Origin of the sequence: Streptomyces sp. NPDC048352, from assembly GCF_040651895.1 — a bacterium.
GTDB lineage: Bacteria > Actinomycetota > Actinomycetes > Streptomycetales > Streptomycetaceae > Streptomyces.
Window position 1 is genome coordinate 22,244 of sequence record NZ_JBEZKZ010000005.1, and the last position, 23,934, is coordinate 46,177.

Genomic DNA, 23,934 nt, shown 5'->3' on the forward strand with positions numbered 1-23,934 from the left:
CGGCATGGCCAAGATCGTGTTCGAGTCGGTGACCAAGACGTTCCCGGTCAAGGGGGGTGGGAAAGGTGCCGAGTTCACCGCTCTCGACGGCATCGACCTGGAGATCGGCTCCGGCGAGTTCCTGGTCGTCGTGGGCCCCAGCGGCTGCGGCAAGTCGACCCTCCTCGACCTCCTCGGCGGGCTGACCCGCCCCACCTCCGGACGCGTCCTGCTCGACGGCGCGCCCGTCACCGGTCCCGGACCGGACCGGGGCACCGTCTTCCAGCAGTACGCCCTGCTGCCCTGGCGCACCGCGCTTGGCAACGTCGAGTTCGGCCTGGAGGCCACCGGCGTCCCCCGCCGCCAACGCGCCGAGCGCGCCCGGGAGTTCCTCGACCTGGTCGGTCTCGGCGGGTTCGAGGACCGCCACCCCCACGAGCTCTCCGGCGGCATGCGCCAGCGGGTCGCGATCGCCCGGTCGCTGGCGTACGACCCGGACGTGCTGCTGATGGACGAGCCCTTCGCCGCGCTGGACGCGCAGACCCGCGAGTCCCTCCAGGACGAGCTGCGGCGCATCTGGCAGCGCACCGGCAAGACGGTCGTGTTCATCACGCACGGCATCGAGGAGGCCGTCTACCTCGGGCAGCGGGTGGCCGTCATCACCTCCCGCCCCGGCCGCGTCAAGGAGGTCGTCCCGGTCTCCCTCGGCGACCGGCCCGCCGCGTCCACCGGCGAGGACCCGCGCTCCAGCCCGGAGTTCGCCCGCTACCGCCACGAGATCTGGAGCCTGCTCCACGACGAGGTGGCCCGCGCCCAGCAACTGGAGAAGGAAGAGGCCGCCGCATGAGCACCCACACCCCCGCCCCGACCCGGCCCGGGCCGGACGTACGGGAACCCGTGCGCCCGGCACCGGCCCCGCCGGCCCCCGCGGCCGAGGTCCCGGCGGCCGAGGCCCCCGCCCCGGCGGCGCCCCCGCGCCGACCGGCCCGGGCCCGGGCCGTCCTGCGGTGGCTGCGGGCCGGCCTGCTCCGCTCGGCCGCCGTCCTCGTCCTGCTCGCGCTGTGGGAGACCGCACCGCGCCTCGGCCTGGTCGACGCCACCTTCCTGCCCCCGGTCAGCGAGGTGGCCCGGGCCTGGTGGGAGCTGCTCGGCGACGGGCAGCTGGGCGAGCACACCCGGGCCAGCCTCACCCGCTCCTTCGGCGGCTTCGCCATCGCCGTTGCGGTGGCGGTCCCGCTCGGCCTGCTGATCGGCTGGTACCGGCCCGTCGCCGCGTTCCTCGGCCCGCTGTTGGAACTGTTCCGCAACACGGCGGCCCTCGCCCTGCTCCCCGTCTTCGTCCTGCTCCTCGGCATCGGGGAGACCTCGAAGGTGTCGATCGTCGTCTACGCCTGCGTCTGGCCCGTCCTGCTGAACACCATCAGCGCCGTCGGGAACGCCGACCCCACCCTGATCCGGCTGGCCCGGTCGATGGACCTCTCCACGCCCCGGCTCTTCCAGAAGGTGATCCTCCCGGCCTCCGTCCCCGCGGTCTTCACCGGCATCCGGCTCGCGGGAGCGGTCTCGATCCTGGTCCTGGTGGCCGCCGAGATGGTCGGCGCCAAGGCGGGGCTCGGGTACTTGATCAACGCCTCGCAGTTCAACTTCGCCATTCCGCAGATGTACGCGGGGATCGTCACGATCTCGGCGATCGGCGTGGCCTTCAACCAGCTGCTGGTCACGGTCGAACGCCGCCTCAGCCTCTGGCGCGTCCCCGCCTGACCGCCTGACCGCCGGGCCCGCCAGGCCCCCCGTCCCGCCCGCCCGACCCAGGGAACGAACATGCCCGCACCCCGCACCCTCCACCTCAACGCCTTCCTGATGAACGCCGGCCACCACGACGCCGCCTGGCGGCACCCGGCCGGCAGCCCCGAGCGCATCACCGACGTGCGCTACTTCCAGGAGCTGGCCCGCACCGCCGAACGCGGACGGCTGGACTCGATCTTCTTCGCGGACGGCCTGGCCCTCTGGGGCAAGGCCCGCCACAACGCCCTCGGCGGGTTCGAGCCGCTCACCCTGCTCTCCGCCATCGCCGCCGTCACCGAGCACATCGGCCTGATCGCCACCGCCTCCACCACCTTCAACGAGCCCTACCACCTCGCCCGCGCGTTCGCCTCCCTCGACCACATCAGCGGCGGTCGCGCCGGCTGGAACATCGTCACCTCCTCCACCGTCGACGAGGCCCGCAACTTCAACCGCGACGAACACCTGGAGCACGGCCTGCGCTACGAGCGCGCCCACGAGTTCCTCGACGTCGCCACCAAGCTCTGGGACAGCTGGGAGGACGACGCGATCGTCCTCGACAAGGAGCGCGGCATCTACGCCGACACCGACAGGCTCCACCCCGCCGCGCACCGCGGCGAGCACTTCGCCGTCGCCGGACCGCTCAACGTGCCCCGCTCCCCGCAGGGCCACCCGCTGCTCGTGCAGGCCGGATCCTCCGAGGCCGGCAAGGAGTTCGCGGCCCGGTACGCCGAGGCCGTCTTCACCGCCCAGCAGACCCTCGCCGACGGCCAGACCTTCTACAAGGACCTCAAGTCACGCCTGGCCCGCCACGGCCGCACCGAGGACGACCTGCTCGTCCTGCCCGGCATCGCCCCCCTCATCGGCTCCACCGAGGCCGAGGCGAAGGCCCTGGAGCAGGAGCTCACCGACCTCCAGGTCCCCGAGTACGGGCTCGCCCAGCTCTCCGGGATGCTCGGCACCGACCTCTCCGGCGCCGACCTCGACGGCCCGCTGCCCGACCTCCCCGAGGAGCGGGACATCAACGGCAACAAGAGCCGCTTCACGCTCGTCGCCGAGATCGCCCGCCGCGACGGCCTGACCCTGCGCGAACTGATCGCCCGTCTCGGCGCCGGCCGCGGCCACCGCGTCTTCGCCGGCACCCCCGAGCAGATCGCCGACCAGCTGGAGGAGTGGTTCACCCGGGGCGCCGCCGACGGCTTCAACATCATGCCGCCCGTCCTTCCCACCGGCCTCACCGACTTCGTCGACCAGGTCGTACCGATCCTCCAGGCGCGCGGCCTCTTCCGCACCGGGTACGCGGGACGCACCCTGCGCGAGAACTACGGCCTTCCGCGCCCCGCCAACCGGTACACCCGGTAGGGGCGAGCACGTACGCGGGCCCCCGGGGCCCGCGTACGCGTGCCGGACCGCCGCGCGCCCGGGTCAGACCGTGAGGACGATCTTCCCCCGGGTCCGGCCGGCGGCGCTCAGGGCCCACGCCTCGGCGGCCTCCTCCAGCGGCAGCACGTGCCCGACCCGGACGGCGAGCCGGCCCGCGTCGGCGAGCTCCCCGAGAGCGGTGAGGTCGGCGCTGGAGGCCCGCGCCCAGATGTGCCGGGCGCCCTTGGCCCCGGCGTCGTTGTCGGCGACGGAGATCACCGGACCGCCCGGCCGGACGACCGACTGGAGCAGCTCGACCCCGCCCTCGCCGTGGAAGTCGAGCCCCACGTCCGCCCCTCCGGGGGCCAGGGCGCGGATCCGGTCCTCCACGCCGTCCCCGTAGGCGACCGGTTCCGCGCCCAGGGCGCGCAGGTAGGCGTGGTGGTGGGCGCCCGCCGTGCCGATGACCCGGGCGCCGAGGGAGACCGCGATCTGCACGCCCAGCGAGCCGACGCCGCCGGCCGCCGAGTGGATGACGACGGTCTGGCCGGCCGTGACGCCGGCGCGGGTGACCGCCTGATAGGAGGTGAGCCCGGCGAGGGGCAGGCCCGCGGCCTCCTCGAAGGTCAGCGTGCGGGGCTTGCGGGCGAGGGTGCGGACGGGGGCGGAGACCAGCTCGGCGTACGTGCCCAGCTGCACCCACTCCTTGCGGACGTAGCCGTAGACCTCGTCGCCCACGGCGTAGTCGTCGGTGTCGGGCCCGACGGCCTCGACGACGCCGGAGACGTCCCAGCCGGGGATGACGGGGTGGCGGACCTCGAGGACGTGGCCGAGGAACCCGGCCGCGAGCTTCCAGTCCACCGGGTTGACCCCGGCGGCCTTGACCCGGATGAGGACCTCTCCCGGACCGACCCTGGGTTCGGGTACCTCAACGAGCCGTAAGGAGGCGGGGGTTCCGTAGCCGCTGTAGGTGATTGCCTTCATGTACGGCGCAACGAGAGGACTGGCGGACGGTATTCCGGTTCACCGGCGGGCTCGAGCGGTCCTCAGGCGGGGAGCGAGTTGCGGTGCGAGCGCCGCCGGGCCGCGCTGAGCAGGGCCTGGATCTGGACGCCCGCCTGGCCGGCCTCGTCGAGGACGGAGGGGAAGGGCAGCCGCACGTCGCGGTGGCCGGCGCGCTCCTCCAGGCGCAGGGTGATCCCGTACCGGTCCAGGGCCAGCGGCAGCGCGCGGACGACGGCGGCCGAGGGCAGGGGGCGCACCAGCCGCAGCAGCAGGGTCACCAGCTCGGGGTGGTCGTCCAGGAGGTGGGTGAGCATGCCCGCCTCGTACGGGGCCAGCGGGTCGGGCCGGGCCCCGTCCAGTTCCTCCAGCCCGATGTACGAGGTCCCCCGCGCGGTCTCCAGGACCGCCCGGCCGTACTCCACGCAGGCGGTGGCCCCCGGGGCGGAACCCTCGCCGGCCCAGGGCGTCAGCAGCCGGCCCAGGACGGTGACGCGGGCGCGCACCCGGTCGCGTACGGGCGTCGGGGCGACGTCGGTGAACTCCAGCCGGACGGCGGGCGCGGCACCGCCCGGCAGCGGGTCGGGGTCACCGGCGGCGGGCGCGGCGGGGTGGAGGTGCAGCCGGCCGAGCACGTCGCCGCCCTCGAGGTCGCGGACCTCGTGGCGCACCCCGTCGATCACCACCGTCATCGAGTGCGCGGCGGCCAGGACGGAGCGGACCCGTTCGGCCCCGGTGGGCGCGGCGGGCGGGGCGGCGGGGGCACCGGTCAGGCGCATGCGGATCTCTCCCTCGGCGAAGCGACTTAGGTAACCCTAACCTAACCGATCTGCCGGTCGGGGAGTACCCCGCGGGCCAGCCGGCCCAGCGTCTCGGCGATCCGTGCGGGCGCGAAGCCGAGGGTGTGCCGCTGGAACTGGTAGACCTCCGGGGACAGCGGGCTCAGCAGGGCGTCCACGCTGACGTCGGGATCGGCGGCGCCGGCCTCCACCAACACGACGCGGACGTGCTCGCGCCAGTGGCGGTACATGCCGCACGTGAAGCGGGCCGGGCCGGGCCCGGTGACCAGCGCCAGCGGAAGGTGTCGCTCCAGGTGCTCCAGGGCCGCCGAGTAGAACGCCGCCAGCCGCTGCGCCGGGGGAGCGCCGGGCCCCAGCGGGGGCGGGCCGAAGGCGAGGCGCCCCCGCAGGATCCGCTCGTGCTCCTCCAGGAGGGCGGCGGCCACGGAGGCGGGATCGGGGAAGCGCCGGTAGAGCGTGGCCCGCCCCACGCCGGCCGCCTTGGCTATGTGGTCCATCGTCACGCCGCGGGGGTCCCGCTCGGTGAACAACTGCTCGGCGGCCGCGAGGATCTGCACGCGGTTGCGGATGGCGTCCTCGCGCTGCCGGGGGTGCGGGAGCCGCCCACCGCGCCCGGGCGCGGCGTGCCGGGCGGGACCGGCGCCCTCGGTGTCGCGTAACGTGCGGACCTCGTCGCCATTGGTCATGGCGGCGACCCTACGTGCTCCGTGTCGGTGTTGGGCTGAACGGGTGAAACACGAGAGGATAGGGGGATGCACATGAAGCGCACGGCCGAGGCGGCCCGGTGAGCAGGTACGACGTCACCGACGAGCAGTGGGAGGGACTCGCGCAGGTGGTACCCCTGCGCAGTCGCAACGAATGGCCCTCCCGGGTGGACCACCGCACCATCCCCAAGGCCCCCGGGGCGGCCGCGGCGGAACAGCGGCGCTTCGTGGTGATCCGGGTTCAGATCTTCGCCGACGCGCGGGAGGTGGCGGAGTACCTGATCGCGCAGATCCCCGTACTGCTGGACCTCACCGGCGCGGACAGCGAAGTGGCCAAGCGCATCCTCGACTTCAGCAGCGGCGTGGTCTTCGGCCTGGGCAGCGGCATGCACCGGGTCGACCGCAACGTCTTCCTGCTGGCGCCGGTCGGCACCGAGGTCGAGGGGATCGCGGCGGCAGCCGTCCCCCGATCGTAGGAAGGTCGCGGCGGCGGAACGGTTCGGCGGGCGCCCGTCGCCCCCGGCGGACCGTACCGTCCGGCCATGGACGCCACCCTGGACGCGGTGAGGCCCGGCCCACCCGCCGCCCCCGCCGACGCACCGCACCCCCGCACGGCCGCTGCTGACACCCCGTTACCGGACCTGGCCGGAGCCGCGGACCCGGCCGAGCCCGCCGGAGCCCCGGAGCCCCCGGAACCGGCCGAGCCCGCCGGAGCCCCGGAGCCCCCGGAACCTGCCGAGCCCGCCGGAGCCCCGGAACCCGCCCGAGCTGCGGAGCCGCCCGAGCCCGCCGAGCCCGTCGCCGGAGCCCCGGAGCCCGCCGAGCCCGCCGCCGGAGCCGCGGAACCCGCCCGAGCCGCGGAGCCGCCGGAGGCCGCCGAGCCCGCGCCGGCGCCGGGTTGCGCTCCGGTGTCCGGGGCCACGTCGGAGGGCGCCTCCGCCGGCGGAGCCGCTCCCGGTACGCCGCCGACTGCCGGCGCCGCCACCCCCTCCGGGACCGAGGCCGGTCCGGTCCGGCCCGCCGTCACCGAGTTGCGGCTGTCCGCCTTCGGGGCGCACCGGGCGGCGGTGTTCCCGCTGGGCCCCGTGACGCTCTTCACCGGCCCCAGCGGCAGCGGCAAGTCCCAGGCCCTGGCCGCTTACGAGGCCCTGGCCGCCCTCGCCTCCGGGGCCACCCTGGGCGAGGTCTTCCCCGACCCCGTGTCCCGGGTGCCCGAGCGGGCCCTCCCCGACCGCGGCGGGCGGCGCGGCTTCCACATCGGCTGCACGGTGGACGGCCCGGCCGGCCCCGTCCGGCTCGACCTCGCGGTCCAGGCCGAGCCCGTGCTGCGCATCGCCGGCGAACGGCTCTCCCAGGACGGCCGGATCCTGCTCGCCACCGCCCTGCGCGACCCGCGCCGACGCACCGTCGAGGCCGCCTGGTTCACCGGCGGCACCGTCGGCCGGACCCGCGCCGCGCTGCCCGACGACCGGCTCGGCACCGTCCTGCTGCCGCTGCGCGTCGCCGGGTCCACCGCGGGGCAGCGCCGGGTCCTGGCCGCCGCCGAGCAGGTGGTGGTCGCACTGCGCTCGGTGTTCCCCTGCGATCCGCGCCCCGGCCGCATGCGGGAGCCCGTCCTGCCCGGGGAAGGCCGGCTGCGGACCGACTGCGGCAACCTCGCCGACGTGCTCCGCCGGACCCGGCACGAGTGCGGCACCCGCCACGCGCTGCTGGCCGGCGCGGCACGGGCCGGGTGCGCCGGGCCGGTGGCGGGACTGGATGTACGGGCGGCCGCCGACGGCACCGGGCTCGTGACGGCCGTGCTCGACCGGGGCCCCGCCCGCCCCGCCACCGGCCTCGGCCGGCTCGGCGCGGGCGAACTGCGCTTCCTGGCACTGGCACTCGTCCTGCTCACCGGGCCCGGGGTGCTGGCCGTGGACCCGGCCGCCGAACTGCTTTCCGCCCGCCAGGCCCTCACCGTGCTCGCCGACGGCCTCGACCGCGGCCTGGACCGGCGGCAGGCGGCCGAGCTGCTGCGGCTGGCCCTGCTGTCCGGCGGGCGCGGCCACATCCGGCTGGTGGCATCGGTCGGCGAGGACACCGCGGGAACCGGGCGGGCTCTCCCCGGCGTCTCGGTGGTAGACCTGTCCCCATGAACGCTGCACCCGCGGGCCACGGTCCCGCTCAGCCGGACGGCGAACGGCTCTACCGGCTCCAGCGACGGCTGGCCGATTTCGCCGCAGCCCGGGACTGGGCCCCGTACCACACGCCCAAGAACCTGGCCGTGGCCCTGAGCGTGGAGGCCTCCGAACTGGTCGAGATCTTCCAGTGGCTGACACCGGAACAGTCGGCGGCGGTCATGGAAAAGCCGGAAAGCGCACAGAGGGTGGCGGACGAGGTGGCCGACGTGATGGCGTATCTCCTGCAGTTCTGTGAGGTTCTCGGGGTGGATGTGCTGGATGCGCTGGCGGCGAAGATCGAGAGGAACGAGCACCGCTTCCCGGTAACCGGCACTTCGACACCAGATCGTCACTCTTCGGAGTGATGGCGTCGTCCACAACCATGTTTGTGTCCACAGATTTCCGAATACCCCTGGCTTTACTGGCTCGTTGCCTTCACTCTGGGTAGTGGAGAACGGCGGGATGTCGTGCGGACGGGGGACGGCATATGGATGCGGTACGGCTCATCGCGGCCGGCCGGCACGCGCTGGCACGGAGCGGGGCGGCATGGGACATCGTGGGCGAGGCCTGGCAGGCCCAGGCGCTCGCGCACGGCATCGGGAGCTGGCTGGCGGTCACCGGGCCGCCGGAGCTGAGAGCGGAGGCGGGGGGACTGGGAGAAGCCGGCGGCAGAGGCTGCGGGGTCATCGACCGCGCGGCCCTGTACGCCGAGGGCAGACCGCCCGAACAGCCGCCGAGAGCGGTGCAGCTGACCGGCGTGGCCGACGTACGGCAGGCGCTCCTCGGGCTCCAGGAGCTGCTCGGCGAAGTCGGCATAGCGCTCGTCGGGGTGGCCTGCGCGACGGACGACGAGGGTCTGTACTGGCAGTGCATAGAGTCGATCGACGCGGCGGACGAGTCGAGCGACCGGGTGCGGGCGCTGCTGCGCCGGATGGCGTCGGTGCGCGAGCGGGGATCGGCGTCGGGAGTGAGCTGAGCCCGCCGGGCAAGCGGGCGCGGGGCTCGGCGGCTCCGTGCCCGGGCGGTCCGGCGGCGGAGGAGCGGTGCGCCGCCGAACGGCACCGCGCCGGCGCGGCGGCGCGGTCATGCGGCTGTGGGGTCCCGCCGCGCGCGACGGGACCCCCGCACGGTCAGACGGACCGGTCGGAGTGGTGGTCGGAGCGGAGCCCGCCCTCGTACGCGGGGCCGCCCGGGGCCGCCGGCGCGGCCGGAGGAGTGCGGTCCGCGGAGTGCTGGAGGTCGGCGTCGAGCTGGGAGAGGTCGGCGTTCAGCGCCGCCATCAGCTCCTCCATCTGCTGGAGCAGGCCCTTCGGCGCGCCGCCCTGGGCGGGGTCCGGGGACTCCTGGCGTGCGTGGTCGTGTGCTGCCTGTCCGGTCTGTCCTGGATGCTCGGGCACGGACTCGTGGGACATGGCGGCCTCCTCGGCCCTGGCCCCTCCGGTGCGGAAGGGGGCGGTGGACGCGTCGGCGCAAGGCCGCCGGCGCGCGGGCCGGGCGGTCCGGCTCCGTCCGAGCCAACGATCTCCATCGGCGCTGGTCACTGGCGGGGCGGGGGGCGGACCTCCCGGTTGACGCAGATTCACCCGGCAGGGGCGGGGAGGGCAGGATGGGAGGCATGGACCTCCGCATTTTCACCGAACCCCAGCAGGGTGCCGACTACGACACCCTCCTGACCGTCGCCAAGGCCACCGAAGACCTCGGCTTCGACGCGTTCTTCCGCTCGGACCACTACCTCCGGATGGGCTCCGTCGACGGCCTGCCGGGTCCCACCGACGCCTGGATCACCCTCGCGGGCCTGGCCCGCGAGACCCAGCGGATCCGGCTGGGCACGCTGATGACGGCCGGTACCTTCCGGCTGCCCGGCGTGCTCGCGATCCAGGTGGCCCAGGTCGACCAGATGTCCGGCGGCCGGGTGGAACTCGGCCTGGGCGCAGGCTGGTTCGAGGAAGAGCACAAGGCCTACGGGATCCCCTTCCCGGCGGAGCGGATGGCCCGGCTGGAGGAGCAGCTGGCCATCGTCACCGGCCTCTGGGCCACCGCGCCCGGTGCGGTCTTCGACTACCGAGGCGTCCACTACCAGGTGGAGAAGTCACCGGCCCTGCCCAAGCCCGCCCAGGCCAAGGTGCCCGTCCTCATCGGCGGCCACGGCGCCCGGCGCACGCCCCGCCTGGCCGCCCGGTACGCGGACGAGTTCAACATGCCGTTCGCCTCGGTCGAGGACAGCCGCCGCCAGTTCGCCCGGGTCAGGGAGGCCGCCGCCGAGGCCGGGCGCGAGGCGGACGCGCTCGTCTACTCCAACGCCCTGGTGGTGTGCGTCGGCAAGGACGACGCCGAGGTCGCCCGTCGCGCCGCCGCGATCGGGCGCGAGGTGGACGAACTGAAGGCCAACGGCCTCGCCGGTTCTCCGGACGAGGTCGTCGAGAAGCTCGGCACCTACGCCGCCATCGGCTCCTCGCGCGTCTACCTCCAGGTCCTCGACCTCGACGACCTGGACCATCTGGAGCTGATCTCCAGCCAGGTCCTGTCCCAGCTCGGCTAGGAGGGGGTCGGCGATGCCCCGTGCGACCGGCCCGCTCGCCGGAGCCCTCGCCCGCAGGGCCGTACTCCTGGACGGCGGGCTGAGCAACCAGCTCGCCGCCCAGGGCTGCGACCTGTCCGGGGGCATGTGGACGGGCCGGGTGCTCGCCGAACGCCCCGACCAGGTGGAAGCCGCGCACACGGCGTACGCCCAGGCCGGCGCCGAGGTGCTGATCACCGCGAGCTACCAGGTCGGGCAGCACCCCGCCCTGCTGGAGCGCGGGGTGCGGGTCGCCGCGGACGCGGCGCGGGCCGCCGGGCACGAGGTCTGGGTGGCCGCCTCGGTGGGCCCGTACGGGGCGGTGCTCGCGGACGGCTCGGAGTACCGCGGCCGGTACGGCCTCACGGTGGAGGAGCTGGCCGCCTTCCACCGGCCCCGGATCGGGGCGCTGCTGGCGGCGGGCCCGGACGTGCTGGCCCTGGAGACCGTCCCGGACACCGAGGAGGCCGAGGCCCTGCTGCGGGTCCTGGCCGGGACGGGAGCCCGCGCCTGGCTCGGCTACACCGTCGCGGGCGGCCGTACCCGGGCCGGCCAGCCCCTCGCGGAGGCCTTCGCCCTGGCGGCGGCCGCCCCCGAGATGATCGCGGTCGGCGTCAACTGCTGTGATCCCGCCGACGTGTTGCCCGCTCTGGAGGCCGCCGCCTCCGTCACCGCGAAGCCGCTGGTCGCCTACCCCAACGACGGCTCCGTCTGGGACGCGGCCACCGGGACCTGGAACGCCCCGTCCGTCCCCGCCCGTTGGCCCGTCGAGGCCTGGCGCACGGCGGGCGCCCGCCTCATCGGCGGCTGCTGCCGCATCGGCCCGGACCGCATCGCCGCCCTGGCCGCCCGTCTGGCCTGACCCGGCCCGCCCGGGGACGCCGGCAAGAGTGCCCGGCCGACTATCACTCGATCGGGTGAAGTGCCTTTCTGGGGGGCTCCCGCTGGGATAGGCAGGAGGGATGAAGCGCACCAGCAGGACGGGCGCCGCCGCCAGGCGCCGCATCACCCGCTCCCGGGCGTGCGGGGAGAAGAAGCAGTTCGCGAACGAGGCCGCCGCGGAACACGCCGCGAGCGAGATGAACCGCATCCAGCCGTGGCAGCACGAGCGGATCGCCTACCTGTGCCCGTACAGCGGCAGCGAGCCGCACTGGCACATCGGCCGCCCGCTGAACATCCCCAAGCAGCGCTGAGTGAAGCCCGTTGCGGTTCCCGGGCACCGGAGGCCGCACCGCACCCAGGGCCGCCGCGGCCCGCCGCACCGGCCCGCGGCGGCGCGTGAGCCGCAGCCCGTGAGCGGGGCTTCGCGTAAAGGCGCGCCGTAAAGCGGAGGCCCCCGTACGGCCCGGAATTAGGTCGTATGGGGGAACTTTCGCGCGGAAGCCCCGGGAAAGCGGCGGCGGGATCGTTCATCCAGGGCAGCGGAGTGTCCGCGACCCAGGAAGGACGGAACGTCACCTATGAAGATGACCGCGCGCGGAAGCATTGCGGCGCTCATGACCTGTATGGCCGCGGCCGCCGCGGCCTCCCCCGCCGCAGCCGACTCGGTCCCGGTGGGTGTCCCGCTCGAGGCCGTGGAGACCACGCTCGGTGTGGCCGCCCCGCACCTGGCCACCGGCGTCCCGGTGCCGATCGTCGGTGCCCCGGAGGCGCCGCGCTACCACACGGGGAACCTGCTGCCGGCCCCACTGCTGCCGATGGTGCCGATCGCCGCCGACCTCGGGGCCACCCGGCTCAGCTCCGCGGTCCCCAACCTCGCCGGGGAGCCGGCGACCGACGGCGAGGGCTCCCTGGAGTCCCCGGCGAGCACCCTGCGCACCCGCACCCCGGGCGCGAACGTCGGCGCCCCGCTGACCATGCCGGACGGCGGCAACTTCGGGCTCCCCAACCTGACCGCCCCGGACCTCGGCCTGATCGCCCCGGAAGTGGTCGGCGCCCCGACGGCACTTCTCGGCCTGCGCTGAGCCGGGAAAGCCGACTCGAGGTCAAAAGGCCGCCCGGTCTGGGAACGTGTACGGCATGGGATTCCACGTCGACTCCGAGACCGGGCGGCTGCGCCGCGTCATCCTCCACCGGCCCGACCTGGAGCTGAAGCGGCTCACACCGAGCAACAAGGACGCCCTGCTCTTCGACGACGTGCTGTGGGTGCGCCGGGCACGCCAGGAGCACGACGGCTTCGCGGACGTGCTGCGCGACCGGGGCGTCGCCGTCCACCTCTTCGGCGACCTGCTGCGGGAGGCCCTCGACATCCCCGAGGCACGGCACCTCGTACTGGACCGGGTCTTCGACGAGAAGGAGTACGGCCCGCTCGCCACGGACCACCTGCGCTCGGTCTTCGACGGGCTGTCCTCGGCCGCCCTCGCGGAGGCGCTGGTCGGCGGCATGACGAAGCGGGAGTTCCTGGAACGGCACGCCGAGCCGCTCTCGGTGCGCTTCCACGCCCTGGAGATGGACGGCTTCCTGCTGGGACCGCTGCCCAACCACCTGTTCACCCGCGACACCTCCGCCTGGATCTACGACGGGGTGTCCATCAACGCCATGCGCTGGCCCGCCCGCCAGCGCGAGACCGTCCACTTCGAGGCGATCTACCGGCACCACCCGCTCTTCACCGGCTCCGGCCCCTTCCACTACTGGTCGCAGGGCCAGGCGGACTACCCCTCGACCATCGAGGGCGGGGACGTCCTGGTCATCGGCAACGGCGCGGTGCTCATCGGGATGAGCGAGCGGACCACCCCGCAGGCGGTGGAGATGCTCGCCCGGGGCCTGTTCGCGGCCGGCTCGGCGACGGTCATCGTGGCCCTGGACATGCCCAAGCGGCGGGCCTTCATGCACCTGGACACGGTGATGACGATGGTGGACGCAGATACGTTCACTCAGTACGCCGGGCTCGGCATGCTGCGCTCCTACACGATCCGCCCGGGCGACGGCCCGAGCGAGCTGCGGGTCAGCGACCACCCGCCGGAGCAGATGCACCGGGCCATCGCCGAGGCCCTCGGCCTGGACAGGGTGCGGGTGCTCACCGCCACGCAGGACGTGCACGCCGCCGAGCGCGAGCAGTGGGACGACGGGTGCAACGTGCTGGCCGTCGAGCCGGGGGTGGTCGTCGCCTACGAGCGGAACGTCACCACCAACACCCACCTGCGCAAGGAAGGCATCGAGGTGATCGAGATCCCGGGCAGCGAGCTGGGGCGGGGCCGCGGCGGACCGCGCTGCATGAGCTGCCCCGTGGAGCGGGACGCCGGGTGAGCGGGATGCGTCCGCCGCAGCGGCGCGACGCCGTGTGATGTGATCCACGAAACCGCATATCAATACAGAGGATCGTATAGACTTCCAGTCATCCCCTGTCAGCGCACACTGGAGCGTCCCATGGCCACCGACCTCTTCGGCCGCAGTTTCCTCAAGGAGCTCGACTTCACCGCCGCCGAGTTCCGCGGCCTCGTCGAGCTCGCAGCCGAACTCAAGGCGGCCAAGAAGGCCGGCGCCGAGCAGCGCCGGCTCCAGGGCAAGAACCTCGCCCTGATCTTCGAGAAGACCTCCACGCGCACCCGCTGCGCCTTCGAGGTCGCCGCCGCCGACCAGGGCGCCCACACCGTCTACCTCGACCCGTCCGGCTCGCAGATCGGCCACAAGGAGTCCGTCCGGGACACGGCGCGGGTGCTCGGCCGGATGTTCGACGGCATCGAGTACCGCGGTGACAGCCAGCAGGCGGTCGAGGAGCTCGCCGCCTTCTCCGGCGTGCCCGTCTTCAACGGACTCACCGACGACTGGCACCCGACCCAGATGCTCGCCGACGTGCTCACCATGACCGAGCACTGCGCCAAGCCGCTGGAGCGCACCGCCTTCGCCTATCTGGGCGACGCCCGCTTCAACATGGGCAACTCCTACCTGGTGACCGGGGCGCTGCTGGGCATGGACGTGCGCATCGTCGCGCCGAAGGCGTTCTGGCCCGCCGAGGCCGTCGTGGCGCGGGCCCGGGAGCTGGCCGCGGCCAGCGGGGCGCGGATCACGCTGACCGAGGAGGTCGCCGAGGGCGTGGCGCAGGCCGACTTCGTGGCCACGGACGTCTGGGTGTCGATGGGGGAGCCCAAGGAGGTCTGGGACCAGCGGATCGAAGCCCTGGCCCCGTACGCCGTCACGATGGACGTGCTGCGCGCGACCGGGAACCCGGACGTGAAGTTCCTGCACTGCCTGCCCGCCTACCACGACCTGGGCACCAAGGTGGCCCGGGAGGTCCACGAGCGGCACGGACTGGACTCGCTGGAGGTCACGGACGAGGTGTTCGAGTCCGCGCACTCCGTCGTCTTCGACGAGGCGGAGAACCGGCTGCACACCATCAAGGCCGTGCTCGTCGCGACGCTCGCCGAGCCGACGGCCTAGCCGACGGGTCGCTCCCGAGCGGCCCCCGCATAGTCATGCGGGGCTGCGGACTCCGCGGTCGTCGCCCGCGCCGGGACCGCCGCCAGCGTGAACCAGACGGCCTTGCCGCGCGCGGTGGGCCGGTGGCCGCAGGCGGAGCTGAGGGTCCGGATCAGCAGCAGCCCGCGGCCGTGCTCCTGCCAGGGATCGGGGAAGCCGGCGCCCGGGCGGGCGAGGAGGTCACCGGGCGGCTCGGGATCGCCGTCGTGGACCTCGACCTGGCAGCCGTTCGCCCGCAGCTCCACGACCAGCTCGATCGGGGCTCCCCCCGCGGTGTGCTCGACGGCGTTGGCCACCAGCTCGGCGGTCAGCAGCTCCGCGGTGTCGCTGTCGGGGGCCCGCTCGGCGTCGGTCAGCGCGGTGCGGACCAGAGCGCGGGCCAGGGGCACGGCGGCCGTCGTGTGCGGGAGGGCGATCCGCCAGGCGGAGGCGTCGTGCACGGCGGGGTCCGTCCTTCCGTGAGGGAGAGGGGCGAGGCGCGCCGGGCTGCCGCCCGGGGGCGGCGCGCACCGGCGCGAGGAAATCTCGTATTCAACGATACGAAGTGGAACCGTGGGTCCGTAGGGCACCCCGGCGCAGCGGCCCGGGACCACGGTGGGCGGGCCGGGGGGACTTCCGGCCCGTGCGCCCGCCGTCCGGACGCATCTTGTCGCGTTTCTCTGACGGTGGTCACAAGTCGGTGATAACTTCGATGGTGTGAGCCCCTTCACCGGTTCCACACCAGCGACCGAACGGTGGCGCCACCTGCGGGTGACCCGGCAGGACGGCGTGGCCACCGTCACCCTCGACCGCCCCGAGAAGCTGAACGCGCTCACCTTCGGCGCCTACGCCGACCTGCGCGATCTGCTCGCCGAACTGTCCCGGACCCGTTCCGTCCGCGCCCTCGTCCTGGCCGGCGAGGGGCGCGGCTTCTGCTCCGGCGGAGACGTGGACGAGATCATCGGCGCCACCCTCGCCATGGACACCGCCCAGCTCCTCGACTTCAACCGGATGACCGGCCAGGTGGTGCGCGCGATCCGCGAATGCCCCTTCCCGGTCGTCGCCGCCGTGCACGGCGTGGCCGCCGGCGCCGGAGCGGTGCTCGCCCTCGCCGCCGACTTCCGCATCGCCGACCCCTCCGCCCGCTTCGCCTTCCTCTTCACCCGCGTCGGCCTCTCCGGCGGGGACATGGGCGCCGCCTACCTGCTGCCCCGGGTCGTGGGCCTCGGCCACGCCACCCGGCTCCTGATGCTCGGAGAGCCCGTACGCGCCGCCGAGGCCGAGCGGATCGGCCTGCTCAGCGAGCTGGTCGACGAGGGCAAGGCCGACGCCCGGGCCGCCGAACTGGCCGCCCACCTCGCCGCCGGGCCCGCCCTCGCGTACGCCCAGACCAAGGCCCTGCTCACCGCCGAGCTGGACATGCCCCTGACCGCCTCCGTGGAACTGGACGCCAACACCCAGGCCCTGCTGATGAACGGCCAGGACTACGCAGAGTTCCACGCCGCGTTCACCGCGAAGCGGCCCCCGGAGTGGAAGGGCAGGTAGCCCCATGTCCGCGAGCGCCATGAGGACGGCCGTCGTCGGCGGCGGACCGGGCGGGCTCTACGCCGCCGCGCTGCTGGCCCGCCGCGGACACGCGGTCGAGGTGTGGGAACGCAACGCGCCCGACGACACGTTCGGCTTCGGGGTGGTGCTGTCGGACGAGACCCTCGGCGGCATCGAACGGGCCGACACCGCCGTGCACGCCGCCCTCGCCGCCGAGTTCGTGCGCTGGGACGACGTGGACGTCGTCCACCGGGGCCGGCTGCTGACCTCCGGCGGCCACGGCTTCGCCGCCCTCGGCCGGCGCCGGCTGCTGGAGATCCTGCACGAGCGCTGCGCCGCCCTCGGAGTCCGCCTGCGCTTCCGCACCGAGGCGCCCGACGCCTTCGAACTGGCGAACGCGTACGACCTGGTGGTCGCCGCGGACGGAGTGCACAGCGCCACCCGCGCGCGCGGAGCCGCCCGCTTCCGGCCCACCGAGACCCCCGGGCGCTGCCGCTACATCTGGCTCGCCGCCGACTTCGCCCTCGACTCCTTCCGCTTCGAGATCGCGGAGACCGAGCACGGCGTCATGCAGCTGCACGGCTACCCGTACGCGGCCGACGCCTCCACGGTGATCGTGGAGATGCGCGAGGAGGTGTGGCGCGCCGCGGGCCTCGACCTGTGCGACGAGGCCGAGTCCGTGTCCCGCTGCGCCAAGACGTTCGGGGAGGCCCTGCGCGGCCGGCCGCTGCACGGCAACCGCTCGGCGTGGACCCGCTTCCGCACCGTCGTCAACGAGCACTGGTCGCACGGCAACGTGGTGCTGCTCGGCGACGCGGCGCACACCGCGCACTTCTCCATCGGTTCCGGGACCAAGCTCGCCGTCGAGGACGCCCTCGCCCTCGCCGAAGCCCTGGACCGGCAGCCGGACGTCCCCTCCGCCCTGGCCGCCTACGAGGAGGAGCGGCGTCCGGCGGTGGCCAGCACCCAGCGCGCCGCGGCCGCCAGCATGCGCTGGTTCGAGGAACTCGCCGGGTACGTCGACCAGCCCGCCCGGCAGTTCGCCTTCAACCTGCTCACCCGCAGCCGCCGGGTCACCCACGACAACCTGCGGCTGCGCGACGAGCGGTTCACCCGCGCGGTGGAACGCGACTTCGGCTGCCCCGAGGACGCGGCCGGGGCGGGAACCCCGCCCATGTTCACGCCGTTCACCCTGCGCGGGCTCACCCTGCGCAACCGCGTCGTGGTCTCGCCGATGGACGTGTACTCCGCCCGCGAGGGCGTGCCCGGCGACTTCCACCTCGTCCACCTGGGCGGGCGGGCCCTCGGGGGAGCCGGGCTCGTCATGACGGAGATGGTGTGCGTCAGCGCGGAGGGCCGGATCACCCCCGGCTGCGCCGGCCTGTGGACCGCGGAGCAGGCGGCCGCCTGGAAGCGGATCGCCGACTTCGTCCACACCAGCGCGCCCGGTACCGCCCTCGGCGTCCAGCTCGGCCACTCCGGCCGCAAGGGCTCGACGCGCCTGATGTGGGAGGGCATGGACGAACCGCTCCCGGACGGCAACTGGCCCCTGGTCGCCGCCTCCGCGCTGCCGTACAAGCCCGGGGTGTCCGCCGTCCCGCGCGCCCTGGAGGCCGCCGACCTCGCCGCGATCCGCTCCGACTTCGCGGCGGCCGCGCTACGGGCCGCCGACTGCGGCTTCGACCTGCTGGAACTGCACTGCGCCCACGGCTACCTGCTGTCCGGGTTCCTCTCCCCGCTCACCAACCACCGCGACGACGCCTACGGCGGCACCCTGGAGAACCGGCTGCGCTTCCCCCTGGAGGTCTTCGACGCGGTCCGCGAGGTCTGGCCCGAGGAGCGCCCGATGACGGTCCGGCTCTCCGCCACCGACTGGGCGCCCGGCGGCACCACCCCGGAGGAGGCCGAACGGATCGCGGCCGCCTTCGCCGCCCACGGCGCCGACGCCGTCGACGTCTCCACCGGACAGGTCGTCGCCGAGGAGACCCCGGAGTTCGGGCGCTCGTACCAGACCCCCTACGCCGACCGGATCCGCAACGCGCTGGGCGTCCCCGTCATCGCCGTCGGTGCGATCTCCTCCTGGGACGACGTCAACTCCCTGCTGCTGGCCGGACGCGCCGACCTCTGCGCGCTCGGCCGCCCGCACCTGTACGACCCGCACTGGACGCTGCACGCGGCCGCCGAACAGGGGTACGCCGGCCCGGGCGCGCCCTGGCCGGCCCCGTACCGGGCCGGCAGCCGCAAGCCCCCGACCGGAAAGGGCTGACGCGCCGCCTCGTCATCCGGACCGACCTGACCGTGTCGCCCGAGGGGAAGGCCACCGCCGACGCCCTGCCGGCGACGGTCCTCGACCAGGTCTACCGGGGCCTGGCGTTCCCCACCGTCACCGACTCCGGCCGAGCGCCTTCCCCCGGCCCCTCCAGCACGACCCGGTCCTCGACCGGGACGTAGCCCAGGCGCTGGTAGAGGCCGTTGCTGGTGGGGTTGGCCAGGTCGGTGAAGAGCAGCACCCGCTCCGCGCCCGCCGCGTACGCCGCCCCGCTCGCCGCGTGCGTCACCCCGGCGGCGTACCCGCGGCCCCGCTCGGCGGGCGGGGTGTAGACCGGCCCGATCCGCGAGACGCCGGCGGTCGGGCGGGAGAACCCGGCCAGGGACACCGGGGTGCCGCCGTGCTCCCAGAGCAGGCAGCCGCCGTAGGAGATCCGGTCGCGCAGGGCGGCTTCGGAGGCGGTTCCGGGCAGTGCGCACTCCCGGTTGAACGCCCCGACCCACTCCAGCAGCAGCGGCAGGTCCGCCTCGGCTGCGGGGCGGCCGCGGCCCTCGGGGACCGGGTCCGGGGCGAGGCTCCCGGCCAGCACATAGAGCCGGTTCTCCTCCGCGACGCGGGCCGGCGCCCCCCAGATGCCGGCCAGCGCCGACGCGTCGGCCCGGCGGGCGTTCAGGCTGCCGGTCCCGGCGAGCAGTGGCTCGGAGGCGAAGGCCCGGGCCAGCGCGCGGACCGCCTCGGCGGGCAGCGCCCCGAGCAGCAGCGGGAAGGGCGGGGTGCGCAGCAGGGCCCCGGCGACGCGCCCGTCGGCACCGGTCCACCAGCCGAAGACGGGGTCGGCGGGGCCGAAGGCGTGCGGGCCCCGCCGCTCCAGCGCATCGGTGACGGTCAGCAGGACGGTGTTGACGACGGGCTGCGCGGCCACGGCGGGGCGCGCGGCGGCCAGATAGGCCGCCAGATCAGAGCTGAAGGTCCATGTCATGCCCCATCGTGGCGGGCCCGGGAAGCGGTCCGCACCGGGTTTTCGCCCCGGCCTGCGAGTGTGCATGGCGGCCGTGCGTGGCGGCCGTGTGGGAGGGGGGCGGCGGGCGTGCGGGGGCCCGGTCCGTGCGCTCCCCCGCGTGGGGGAGGTGATCCCCCCGCGCGGGGGAGGATCGGGTCACGGGCCGCTGGGATCTTGGGAGTGCGAGCAGGAGCAGGCCCCCCCAACTGTGGGGGCCACCGGAACGAGGAGGAACCATGAGCAGCACGCACACCACCCCGGCGGCGCACCTCCAGGGGACGGGCGCCGCGCCGCTACGGCTGCACGAAGCGGGCGCCGGTGTCGCGCAGCCGGGCGTGGAGCTCGGCGAAGACCGCCGCGGCCCGGTCGCCCGGCCAGTCCGCCGGGAGCAGCTCGCGGGGCAGGCCCGGGTCGGCGTAGGGCAGCCGGCGCCAGGTGTCCAGGGCGAGCAGGTAGGCCCGGTAGGCGGCCTCGGGGGTGGGCTCGGGTCCCGACTGGAGGGCGCGCAGGACCGGCTCGTGCAGGTCGAGGAACTCCTCGTGCTGCTTGGCCAGCGCCGCCAGGTCCCACCAGCGGGCCACCGCCTCGGCGGTGGGGGCGAAGCCGGCGTGGGCGCCGCGGAAGAGCTCCACGTACGGCGTCAGGTGCAGCCGGTCCAGCGTGTGCCCGGTCTCCCGTGCCACCTGCGCCGGGGCGATCCACACCCCCGGGGCCACCGCCCCGAAGCCGAGCCGGGCCAGCCGCGAGCGCAGCAGGTGCCGCTTGTGCCGCTCCTGCTCGGGCACCGAGAAGACCGCGACCAGCCACTCCGACGACACCGGCTCGGCGCCGTAGATCCGCCGGTCCCCGTCCTCCAGCAGCTGCCGCGCCTCGTCGGAGAGCGCATAGGCCGCCGAGCCGTCCCGGGCCTTCGCGGGCACCAGGAAGGCGCGTCGCTTCAGCCGGGACACCGAGGAGCGGACGGAGGGCGCGTCGACACCGGCCGCGCCCAGCAGGCGGACCAGCGCCGAGACCGGTACGGCCCCCTCGAAGGACCGCCCGTAGGCTCCGTAGAAAGTGACGATCAAAGACCGCGGGGTGTGCTGCTCGACCACGGGTTCACTCTAGATCGCGCAGCCGGAACCGCTGCAGTTTGCCGGTCGCCGTCCGGGGGAGCGAGGGGAGGAAGACGAAGGAGCGCGGGCACTTGTGGGGGGCCAGCTCCGCCAGCATGAAGGTACGCAGCGCCTCCTCCGTCAGCACTACTCCCTCCCGCAGGACGGTGTACGCCACCGCGATCTGGCCCCGCCGCTCGTCGGGGCGGCCGACGACCGCCGCCTCCACCACGTCCGGATGGCGCAGCAGGGCCTCTTCGACCTCCGGGCCCGCGATGTTGTAGCCCGAGGAGATGATCATGTCGTCGGCGCGGGCGACGTAGCGGAAGTACCCCTCCGGGTCGCGGACGTAGGTGTCGCCCGTCAGGTTCCAGCCACCCCGTACGTACTCGTCCTGCCGGGGGTCGGCCAGGTACCGGCAGCCCACCGGACCGCGCACGGCCAGCAGCCCCGGCTCGTTGTCGGGCACGGGCCGCCCGGAGGGGTCCACCACCCGCGCCTGCCAGCCGGGGACCACCCGGCCGGTGGTACCGGGCCGGATGTCCTCGTCGGCGGCGGAGATGAAGATGTGCAGCAGCTCGGTGGCGCCGATGCCGTTGATGATCCGCAGCCCGGTGCGCTCGTACCAGGCCTGCCAGGTGGCGGCGGGCAGGTTCTCGCCGGCCGACACGCAGCGGCGCAGCGCCGACAGGTCGTAGGCCCCCGTGTCGTACGGGCCGAGGGTGTCCAGCATCGACCGGTAGGCGGTGGGCGCCGTGAACAGCACCGTGACCCGGTGCTCGGCGAGCGCGGGCAGCAGGGTGCGGGGCGTGGCCTGCTCCAGCAGCAGCGCGCAGGCGCCGGCGCGCAGCGGGAAGACGACCAGCCCCCCGAGGCCGAAGGTGAACCCGAGCGGCGGACTGCCGGCGAACACGTCGTCGGGGCGCGGGCGCAGGACGTTGCGGGAGAAGGTGTCGGCTACGGCGAGGAGGTCCCGGTGGAAGTGCATGCAGCCCTTGGGGCGCCCGGTGGTCCCGGAGGTGAAGGCGATCAGGGCGACGTCGTCGGCGGAGGTCCCGACCGCGGGGTAGGGCGCGGTGTGCGCCTCGGCCAGCCGCAGCAGGTCGTCCTCGCCCCCGCCGCCGTAGGGGGTGATCCGCAGCCCGGGCACCGATGCCCTGGCCAGGTCGTCGAGGGCGCTCACATGGCACAGGGCGTGCCCGACCCGGGCCATCGAGCAGACCGTCGCCAGCTCCTGGGCGCGCTGCTGGGCCAGGACGGTGACGGCCACCGCGCCCGCCTTCATCACCGCCAGCCAGCAGGCGGCGAGCCAGGGGCCGGTGGGCCCGCGCAGGAGCACCCGGTTGCCGGGGACGACGCCCAGGTCGATGGTGAGGGCGTGGGCGAGGGCGTCGACGCGTTCGCGCAGCTGCCCGTACGACCACACGGCGCCCGCGCCGTCGCGGAAGGCGGGCCGGTCGGGTCCGAACCGCTCGATGGTGGCGTCGAGCAGTTCGGCGCCGCAGTTCAGCCGGTCCGGGTAGGCCAATTCGGGCAGGTCGAAGACGAGCTGCGGCCAGGCGTGGGCGGGCGGCAGGTGGTCACGGGCAAAGGTGTCGGCGTGAGCGGATGGCTTGAGCTCCAAGGCGGGTTCGCCCCCTTGCAACGTCCGGGTTTCGGGATGGAGCCGGCCGTGCGGACTGCGTTCCGAGCGTATCGTGATGGTGACGGCAGTCAACAGGACGCGATAAGAGTGTCGACGGGACTTGGGGGCATTCGGATGGCCGGATTCGCGCTCGGGGCGGAAGAAGAGGAATGGTGCGGCCGGTTGCGCACCCTGTCGCGCGACCGGCTGCGGCCGCTCGCCGAGAAGGGCGAGCCCGGCCGGGTGAACCGGCCCCTGCTGGCCGAACTGGGGGAACTGGGGCTGCTGGAGCGGGTCTTCAGCTCGGGCGCGCTGGAGCTGTGCCTGCTGCGGGAGTCCCTCGCCTACGGGTGCACCGAGGCGGAAACGGCCCTGGCGCTCCAGGGGCTCGGGGCGCATCCCGTGCTCCGGTCGGGCAGCGCGGCCCAGCGGGAGCGGTGGCTGCCGGGGGTGCGGGCGGGGCGGTACGTGGCGGCGTTCGCACTGAGCGAGCCGGGCGCCGGCTCCGACGCGGCGGCGCTCGCCCTGACGGCGGCGCAGGACGGGCCGGGCTGGCGGCTGGAGGGAGCGAAGTGCTGGATCTCCAACGCGCCCGAAGCCGATTTCTACACCGTCTTCGCCCGGACGGGTGAGGCGCCGGGGGCGAAGGGCATCACGGCCTTCCTGGTCCCGGCGGACCGGCCGGGGCTCAGCGGCGAGGCCCTGGAGATGCTCTCCCCGCACCCGATCGGCTCGCTCGCCTTCGACGGGGTGCCGGTCGGCCGGGAGGACGTCCTGGGCGAGCCCGGGCAGGGGTTCCGCGTCGCGATGCAGACCCTGAACCTCTTCCGGCCGAGCGTGGGCGCATTCGCTGTCGGCATGGCCCGGGCCGCGCTCGACGCGACGCTGGCCCACACGGCCGGGCGTACCGCCTTCGGCGGGGTGCTCGCCGACCTCCAGGCGGTCGCGCACCGGGTGGCGGAGATGGCCACCCGCACCGAGGCCGCCCGCCTGCTGGTGTATGCGGCGGCGGGCGCGTACGACAGCGGGGCCGCCGACGTCCCCGGCCGGGCGGCCATGGCCAAGCTCCTGGCCACGGAGACGGCCCAGTACGTGGTGGACCACGCCGTCCAGCTGCACGGCGCGGCCGCCCTGCGCCGGGGCCACCTGCTGGAGCACCTGTACCGGGAGGTGCGGGCGCCCAGGATCTACGAGGGGGCGAGCGAGGTGCAGCGCACCATCATCGCCAAGGAGCTCTACCGGGGGGTGGCGGCGCGATGAGCCCGGAGCGCCTCAACCCGCCGGAACTGTCCCCGGCCACGGGCTTCTCCCACGCCGTGGCGGCGGCCGGCTCGCGGATCGTCTTCCTGGCCGGCCAGACCGCGCTGGACGGCTCCGGGAAGGTGGTCGGCGACACCCTCCCCGAGCAGTTCGAGCGCGCCCTGGCCAACCTGCTGACCGCCCTCGCGGCGGCCGGCGGGGCCCCGTCCGACCTGGCCCGGGTGACGGTGTACGCGGTGGACGTGGAGGCCTACCGCGTACACGCCGCCGAGCTGGGCCGCGTCTGGCGCCGCCTTGCGGGCCGCGACTACCCGGCGATGGCGGTGATCGGGGTGGTCCGCCTGTGGGACACCGAAGCCCAGGTGGAACTGGACGGCATCGCGGTGCTGCCCTAGCGGGGCG

Annotated in this window: 25 protein-coding genes; 17 read left to right on the forward strand and 8 right to left on the reverse strand. The window is 74.6% G+C overall.

Annotated features, from left to right (window positions below; all coding sequences use genetic code 11):
• The first annotated feature begins 4 nt into the window (after positions 1-4).
• Genes AB0D45_RS04510 through AB0D45_RS04520 form a run of 3 tightly spaced genes read left to right on the forward strand, consistent with a single transcriptional unit; the run spans position 5 to position 3,123 of the window.
• Entirely contained in the window at positions 5-826 is an 822-nt protein-coding gene (locus AB0D45_RS04510; RefSeq protein WP_361596478.1) for an ABC transporter ATP-binding protein, read from the forward strand.
• Entirely contained in the window at positions 823-1,740 is a 918-nt protein-coding gene (locus AB0D45_RS04515; protein WP_362455254.1) for an ABC transporter permease, read from the forward strand. The genes AB0D45_RS04510 and AB0D45_RS04515 overlap by 4 nt, the downstream gene beginning before the upstream one ends.
• 60 nt (positions 1,741-1,800) lie before the next feature.
• The gene (locus AB0D45_RS04520) at positions 1,801-3,123 is read left to right on the forward strand and encodes an LLM class flavin-dependent oxidoreductase (RefSeq protein WP_362455255.1); all 1,323 of its coding nucleotides are present in this window, start codon (positions 1,801-1,803) and stop codon (positions 3,121-3,123) included.
• A gap of 63 nt (positions 3,124-3,186) precedes the next feature.
• On the opposite strand, the gene AB0D45_RS04525 is transcribed toward AB0D45_RS04520, so the two are convergent.
• The 3 genes from AB0D45_RS04525 to AB0D45_RS04535 all read right to left on the reverse strand — a co-directional run bounded on the left by AB0D45_RS04525 (position 3,187) and on the right by AB0D45_RS04535 (position 5,611).
• A complete protein-coding gene (locus AB0D45_RS04525; RefSeq protein ID WP_362455256.1) occupies positions 3,187-4,107 on the reverse strand; it encodes an NADP-dependent oxidoreductase in 921 nt (306 codons plus the stop codon).
• Positions 4,108-4,169: 62 nt separating this feature from the next.
• Complete coding sequence (locus tag AB0D45_RS04530; RefSeq protein WP_362455257.1) at positions 4,170-4,904, reverse strand: DUF2470 domain-containing protein; 735 nt, start codon at positions 4,902-4,904, stop codon at positions 4,170-4,172.
• Between the two features lie 41 nt (positions 4,905-4,945).
• Positions 4,946-5,611 (reverse strand): helix-turn-helix domain-containing protein, encoded by a 666-nt coding sequence (locus AB0D45_RS04535; protein ID WP_362455258.1) that lies wholly within the window; start codon positions 5,609-5,611, stop codon positions 4,946-4,948.
• Between the two features lie 98 nt (positions 5,612-5,709).
• Here AB0D45_RS04535 and AB0D45_RS04540 point away from each other — a divergent pair, with 98 nt between their 5' ends.
• From AB0D45_RS04540 to AB0D45_RS04555, 4 genes are all read left to right on the forward strand, one after another.
• The gene (locus tag AB0D45_RS04540; protein WP_125606022.1) at positions 5,710-6,105 is read left to right on the forward strand and encodes a cell division protein SepF; all 396 of its coding nucleotides are present in this window, start codon (positions 5,710-5,712) and stop codon (positions 6,103-6,105) included.
• Positions 6,106-6,660: 555 nt separating this feature from the next.
• Positions 6,661-7,764: an ATP-binding protein gene (locus tag AB0D45_RS04545; protein ID WP_362455342.1), complete on the forward strand. Its 1,104-nt coding sequence runs from the start codon at positions 6,661-6,663 to the stop codon at positions 7,762-7,764.
• Complete coding sequence (locus AB0D45_RS04550) at positions 7,761-8,153, forward strand: nucleotide pyrophosphohydrolase (RefSeq protein ID WP_362455259.1); 393 nt, start codon at positions 7,761-7,763, stop codon at positions 8,151-8,153. The genes AB0D45_RS04545 and AB0D45_RS04550 overlap by 4 nt, the downstream gene beginning before the upstream one ends.
• A 122-nt stretch (positions 8,154-8,275) precedes the next feature.
• On the forward strand, positions 8,276-8,764 hold the full coding sequence (locus AB0D45_RS04555) for a DUF6099 family protein (protein WP_361596453.1): 489 nt from the start codon (positions 8,276-8,278) through the stop codon (positions 8,762-8,764).
• Between the two features lie 154 nt (positions 8,765-8,918).
• Here AB0D45_RS04555 and AB0D45_RS04560 read toward each other — a convergent pair whose 3' ends face one another.
• Positions 8,919-9,200 (reverse strand): hypothetical protein, encoded by a 282-nt coding sequence (locus AB0D45_RS04560; protein WP_362455346.1) that lies wholly within the window; start codon positions 9,198-9,200, stop codon positions 8,919-8,921.
• 203 nt (positions 9,201-9,403) lie between these two features.
• On the opposite strand from AB0D45_RS04560, the gene AB0D45_RS04565 reads away from it, so the two are divergent.
• From AB0D45_RS04565 to argF, 6 genes are all read left to right on the forward strand, one after another.
• Positions 9,404-10,327 (forward strand): LLM class F420-dependent oxidoreductase, encoded by a 924-nt coding sequence (locus tag AB0D45_RS04565; protein ID WP_362455260.1) that lies wholly within the window; start codon positions 9,404-9,406, stop codon positions 10,325-10,327.
• Between the two features lie 13 nt (positions 10,328-10,340).
• Entirely contained in the window at positions 10,341-11,207 is an 867-nt protein-coding gene (gene mmuM, locus AB0D45_RS04570; protein WP_362455261.1) for a homocysteine S-methyltransferase, read from the forward strand.
• A gap of 100 nt (positions 11,208-11,307) precedes the next feature.
• Complete coding sequence (locus tag AB0D45_RS04575) at positions 11,308-11,538, forward strand: hypothetical protein (protein ID WP_361596441.1); 231 nt, start codon at positions 11,308-11,310, stop codon at positions 11,536-11,538.
• Positions 11,539-11,811: 273 nt separating this feature from the next.
• Positions 11,812-12,309, forward strand: a complete 498-nt coding sequence (locus AB0D45_RS04580) for a hypothetical protein (RefSeq protein WP_361596438.1) — start codon at positions 11,812-11,814, stop codon at positions 12,307-12,309.
• A 55-nt stretch (positions 12,310-12,364) separates the two neighbouring features.
• Positions 12,365-13,591 (forward strand): arginine deiminase, encoded by a 1,227-nt coding sequence (locus AB0D45_RS04585; protein ID WP_361596435.1) that lies wholly within the window; start codon positions 12,365-12,367, stop codon positions 13,589-13,591.
• 120 nt (positions 13,592-13,711) lie between these two features.
• A complete protein-coding gene (gene argF, locus AB0D45_RS04590) occupies positions 13,712-14,722 on the forward strand; it encodes an ornithine carbamoyltransferase (RefSeq protein WP_362455262.1) in 1,011 nt (336 codons plus the stop codon).
• Here the strand turns inward: argF and AB0D45_RS04595 are convergent.
• Entirely contained in the window at positions 14,719-15,201 is a 483-nt protein-coding gene (locus AB0D45_RS04595) for an ATP-binding protein (protein ID WP_362455263.1), read from the reverse strand. The genes argF and AB0D45_RS04595 overlap by 4 nt on opposite strands.
• A 256-nt stretch (positions 15,202-15,457) precedes the next feature.
• On the opposite strand from AB0D45_RS04595, the gene AB0D45_RS04600 reads away from it, so the two are divergent.
• Positions 15,458-16,285 carry an enoyl-CoA hydratase family protein gene (locus AB0D45_RS04600; RefSeq protein ID WP_362455264.1) on the forward strand — a complete coding sequence of 276 codons (828 nt, stop codon included), beginning with the start codon at positions 15,458-15,460 and terminating at the stop codon, positions 16,283-16,285.
• A gap of 4 nt (positions 16,286-16,289) precedes the next feature.
• Complete coding sequence (locus AB0D45_RS04605) at positions 16,290-18,551, forward strand: bifunctional salicylyl-CoA 5-hydroxylase/oxidoreductase (protein WP_362455265.1); 2,262 nt, start codon at positions 16,290-16,292, stop codon at positions 18,549-18,551.
• Between the two features lie 91 nt (positions 18,552-18,642).
• Here the strand turns inward: AB0D45_RS04605 and AB0D45_RS04610 are convergent, their stop codons facing one another.
• The 3 genes from AB0D45_RS04610 to AB0D45_RS04620 all read right to left on the reverse strand — a co-directional run bounded on the left by AB0D45_RS04610 (position 18,643) and on the right by AB0D45_RS04620 (position 22,272).
• Complete coding sequence (locus AB0D45_RS04610) at positions 18,643-19,533, reverse strand: GNAT family N-acetyltransferase (RefSeq protein WP_362455266.1); 891 nt, start codon at positions 19,531-19,533, stop codon at positions 18,643-18,645.
• Positions 19,534-19,847: 314 nt separating this feature from the next.
• Positions 19,848-20,648, reverse strand: a complete 801-nt coding sequence (locus AB0D45_RS04615) for a PaaX family transcriptional regulator C-terminal domain-containing protein (protein ID WP_361596417.1) — start codon at positions 20,646-20,648, stop codon at positions 19,848-19,850.
• A 4-nt stretch (positions 20,649-20,652) separates the two neighbouring features.
• Positions 20,653-22,272: an AMP-binding protein gene (locus AB0D45_RS04620; protein ID WP_362455267.1), complete on the reverse strand. Its 1,620-nt coding sequence runs from the start codon at positions 22,270-22,272 to the stop codon at positions 20,653-20,655.
• 135 nt (positions 22,273-22,407) lie between these two features.
• On the opposite strand from AB0D45_RS04620, the gene AB0D45_RS04625 reads away from it, so the two are divergent.
• Positions 22,408-23,532 (forward strand): acyl-CoA dehydrogenase family protein, encoded by a 1,125-nt coding sequence (locus AB0D45_RS04625; RefSeq protein ID WP_361596411.1) that lies wholly within the window; start codon positions 22,408-22,410, stop codon positions 23,530-23,532.
• Positions 23,529-23,927 (forward strand): RidA family protein, encoded by a 399-nt coding sequence (locus tag AB0D45_RS04630; RefSeq protein WP_361596408.1) that lies wholly within the window; start codon positions 23,529-23,531, stop codon positions 23,925-23,927. Before AB0D45_RS04625 ends, AB0D45_RS04630 begins: the two co-directional genes overlap by 4 nt.
• Positions 23,928-23,934: the final 7 nt, after the last annotated feature.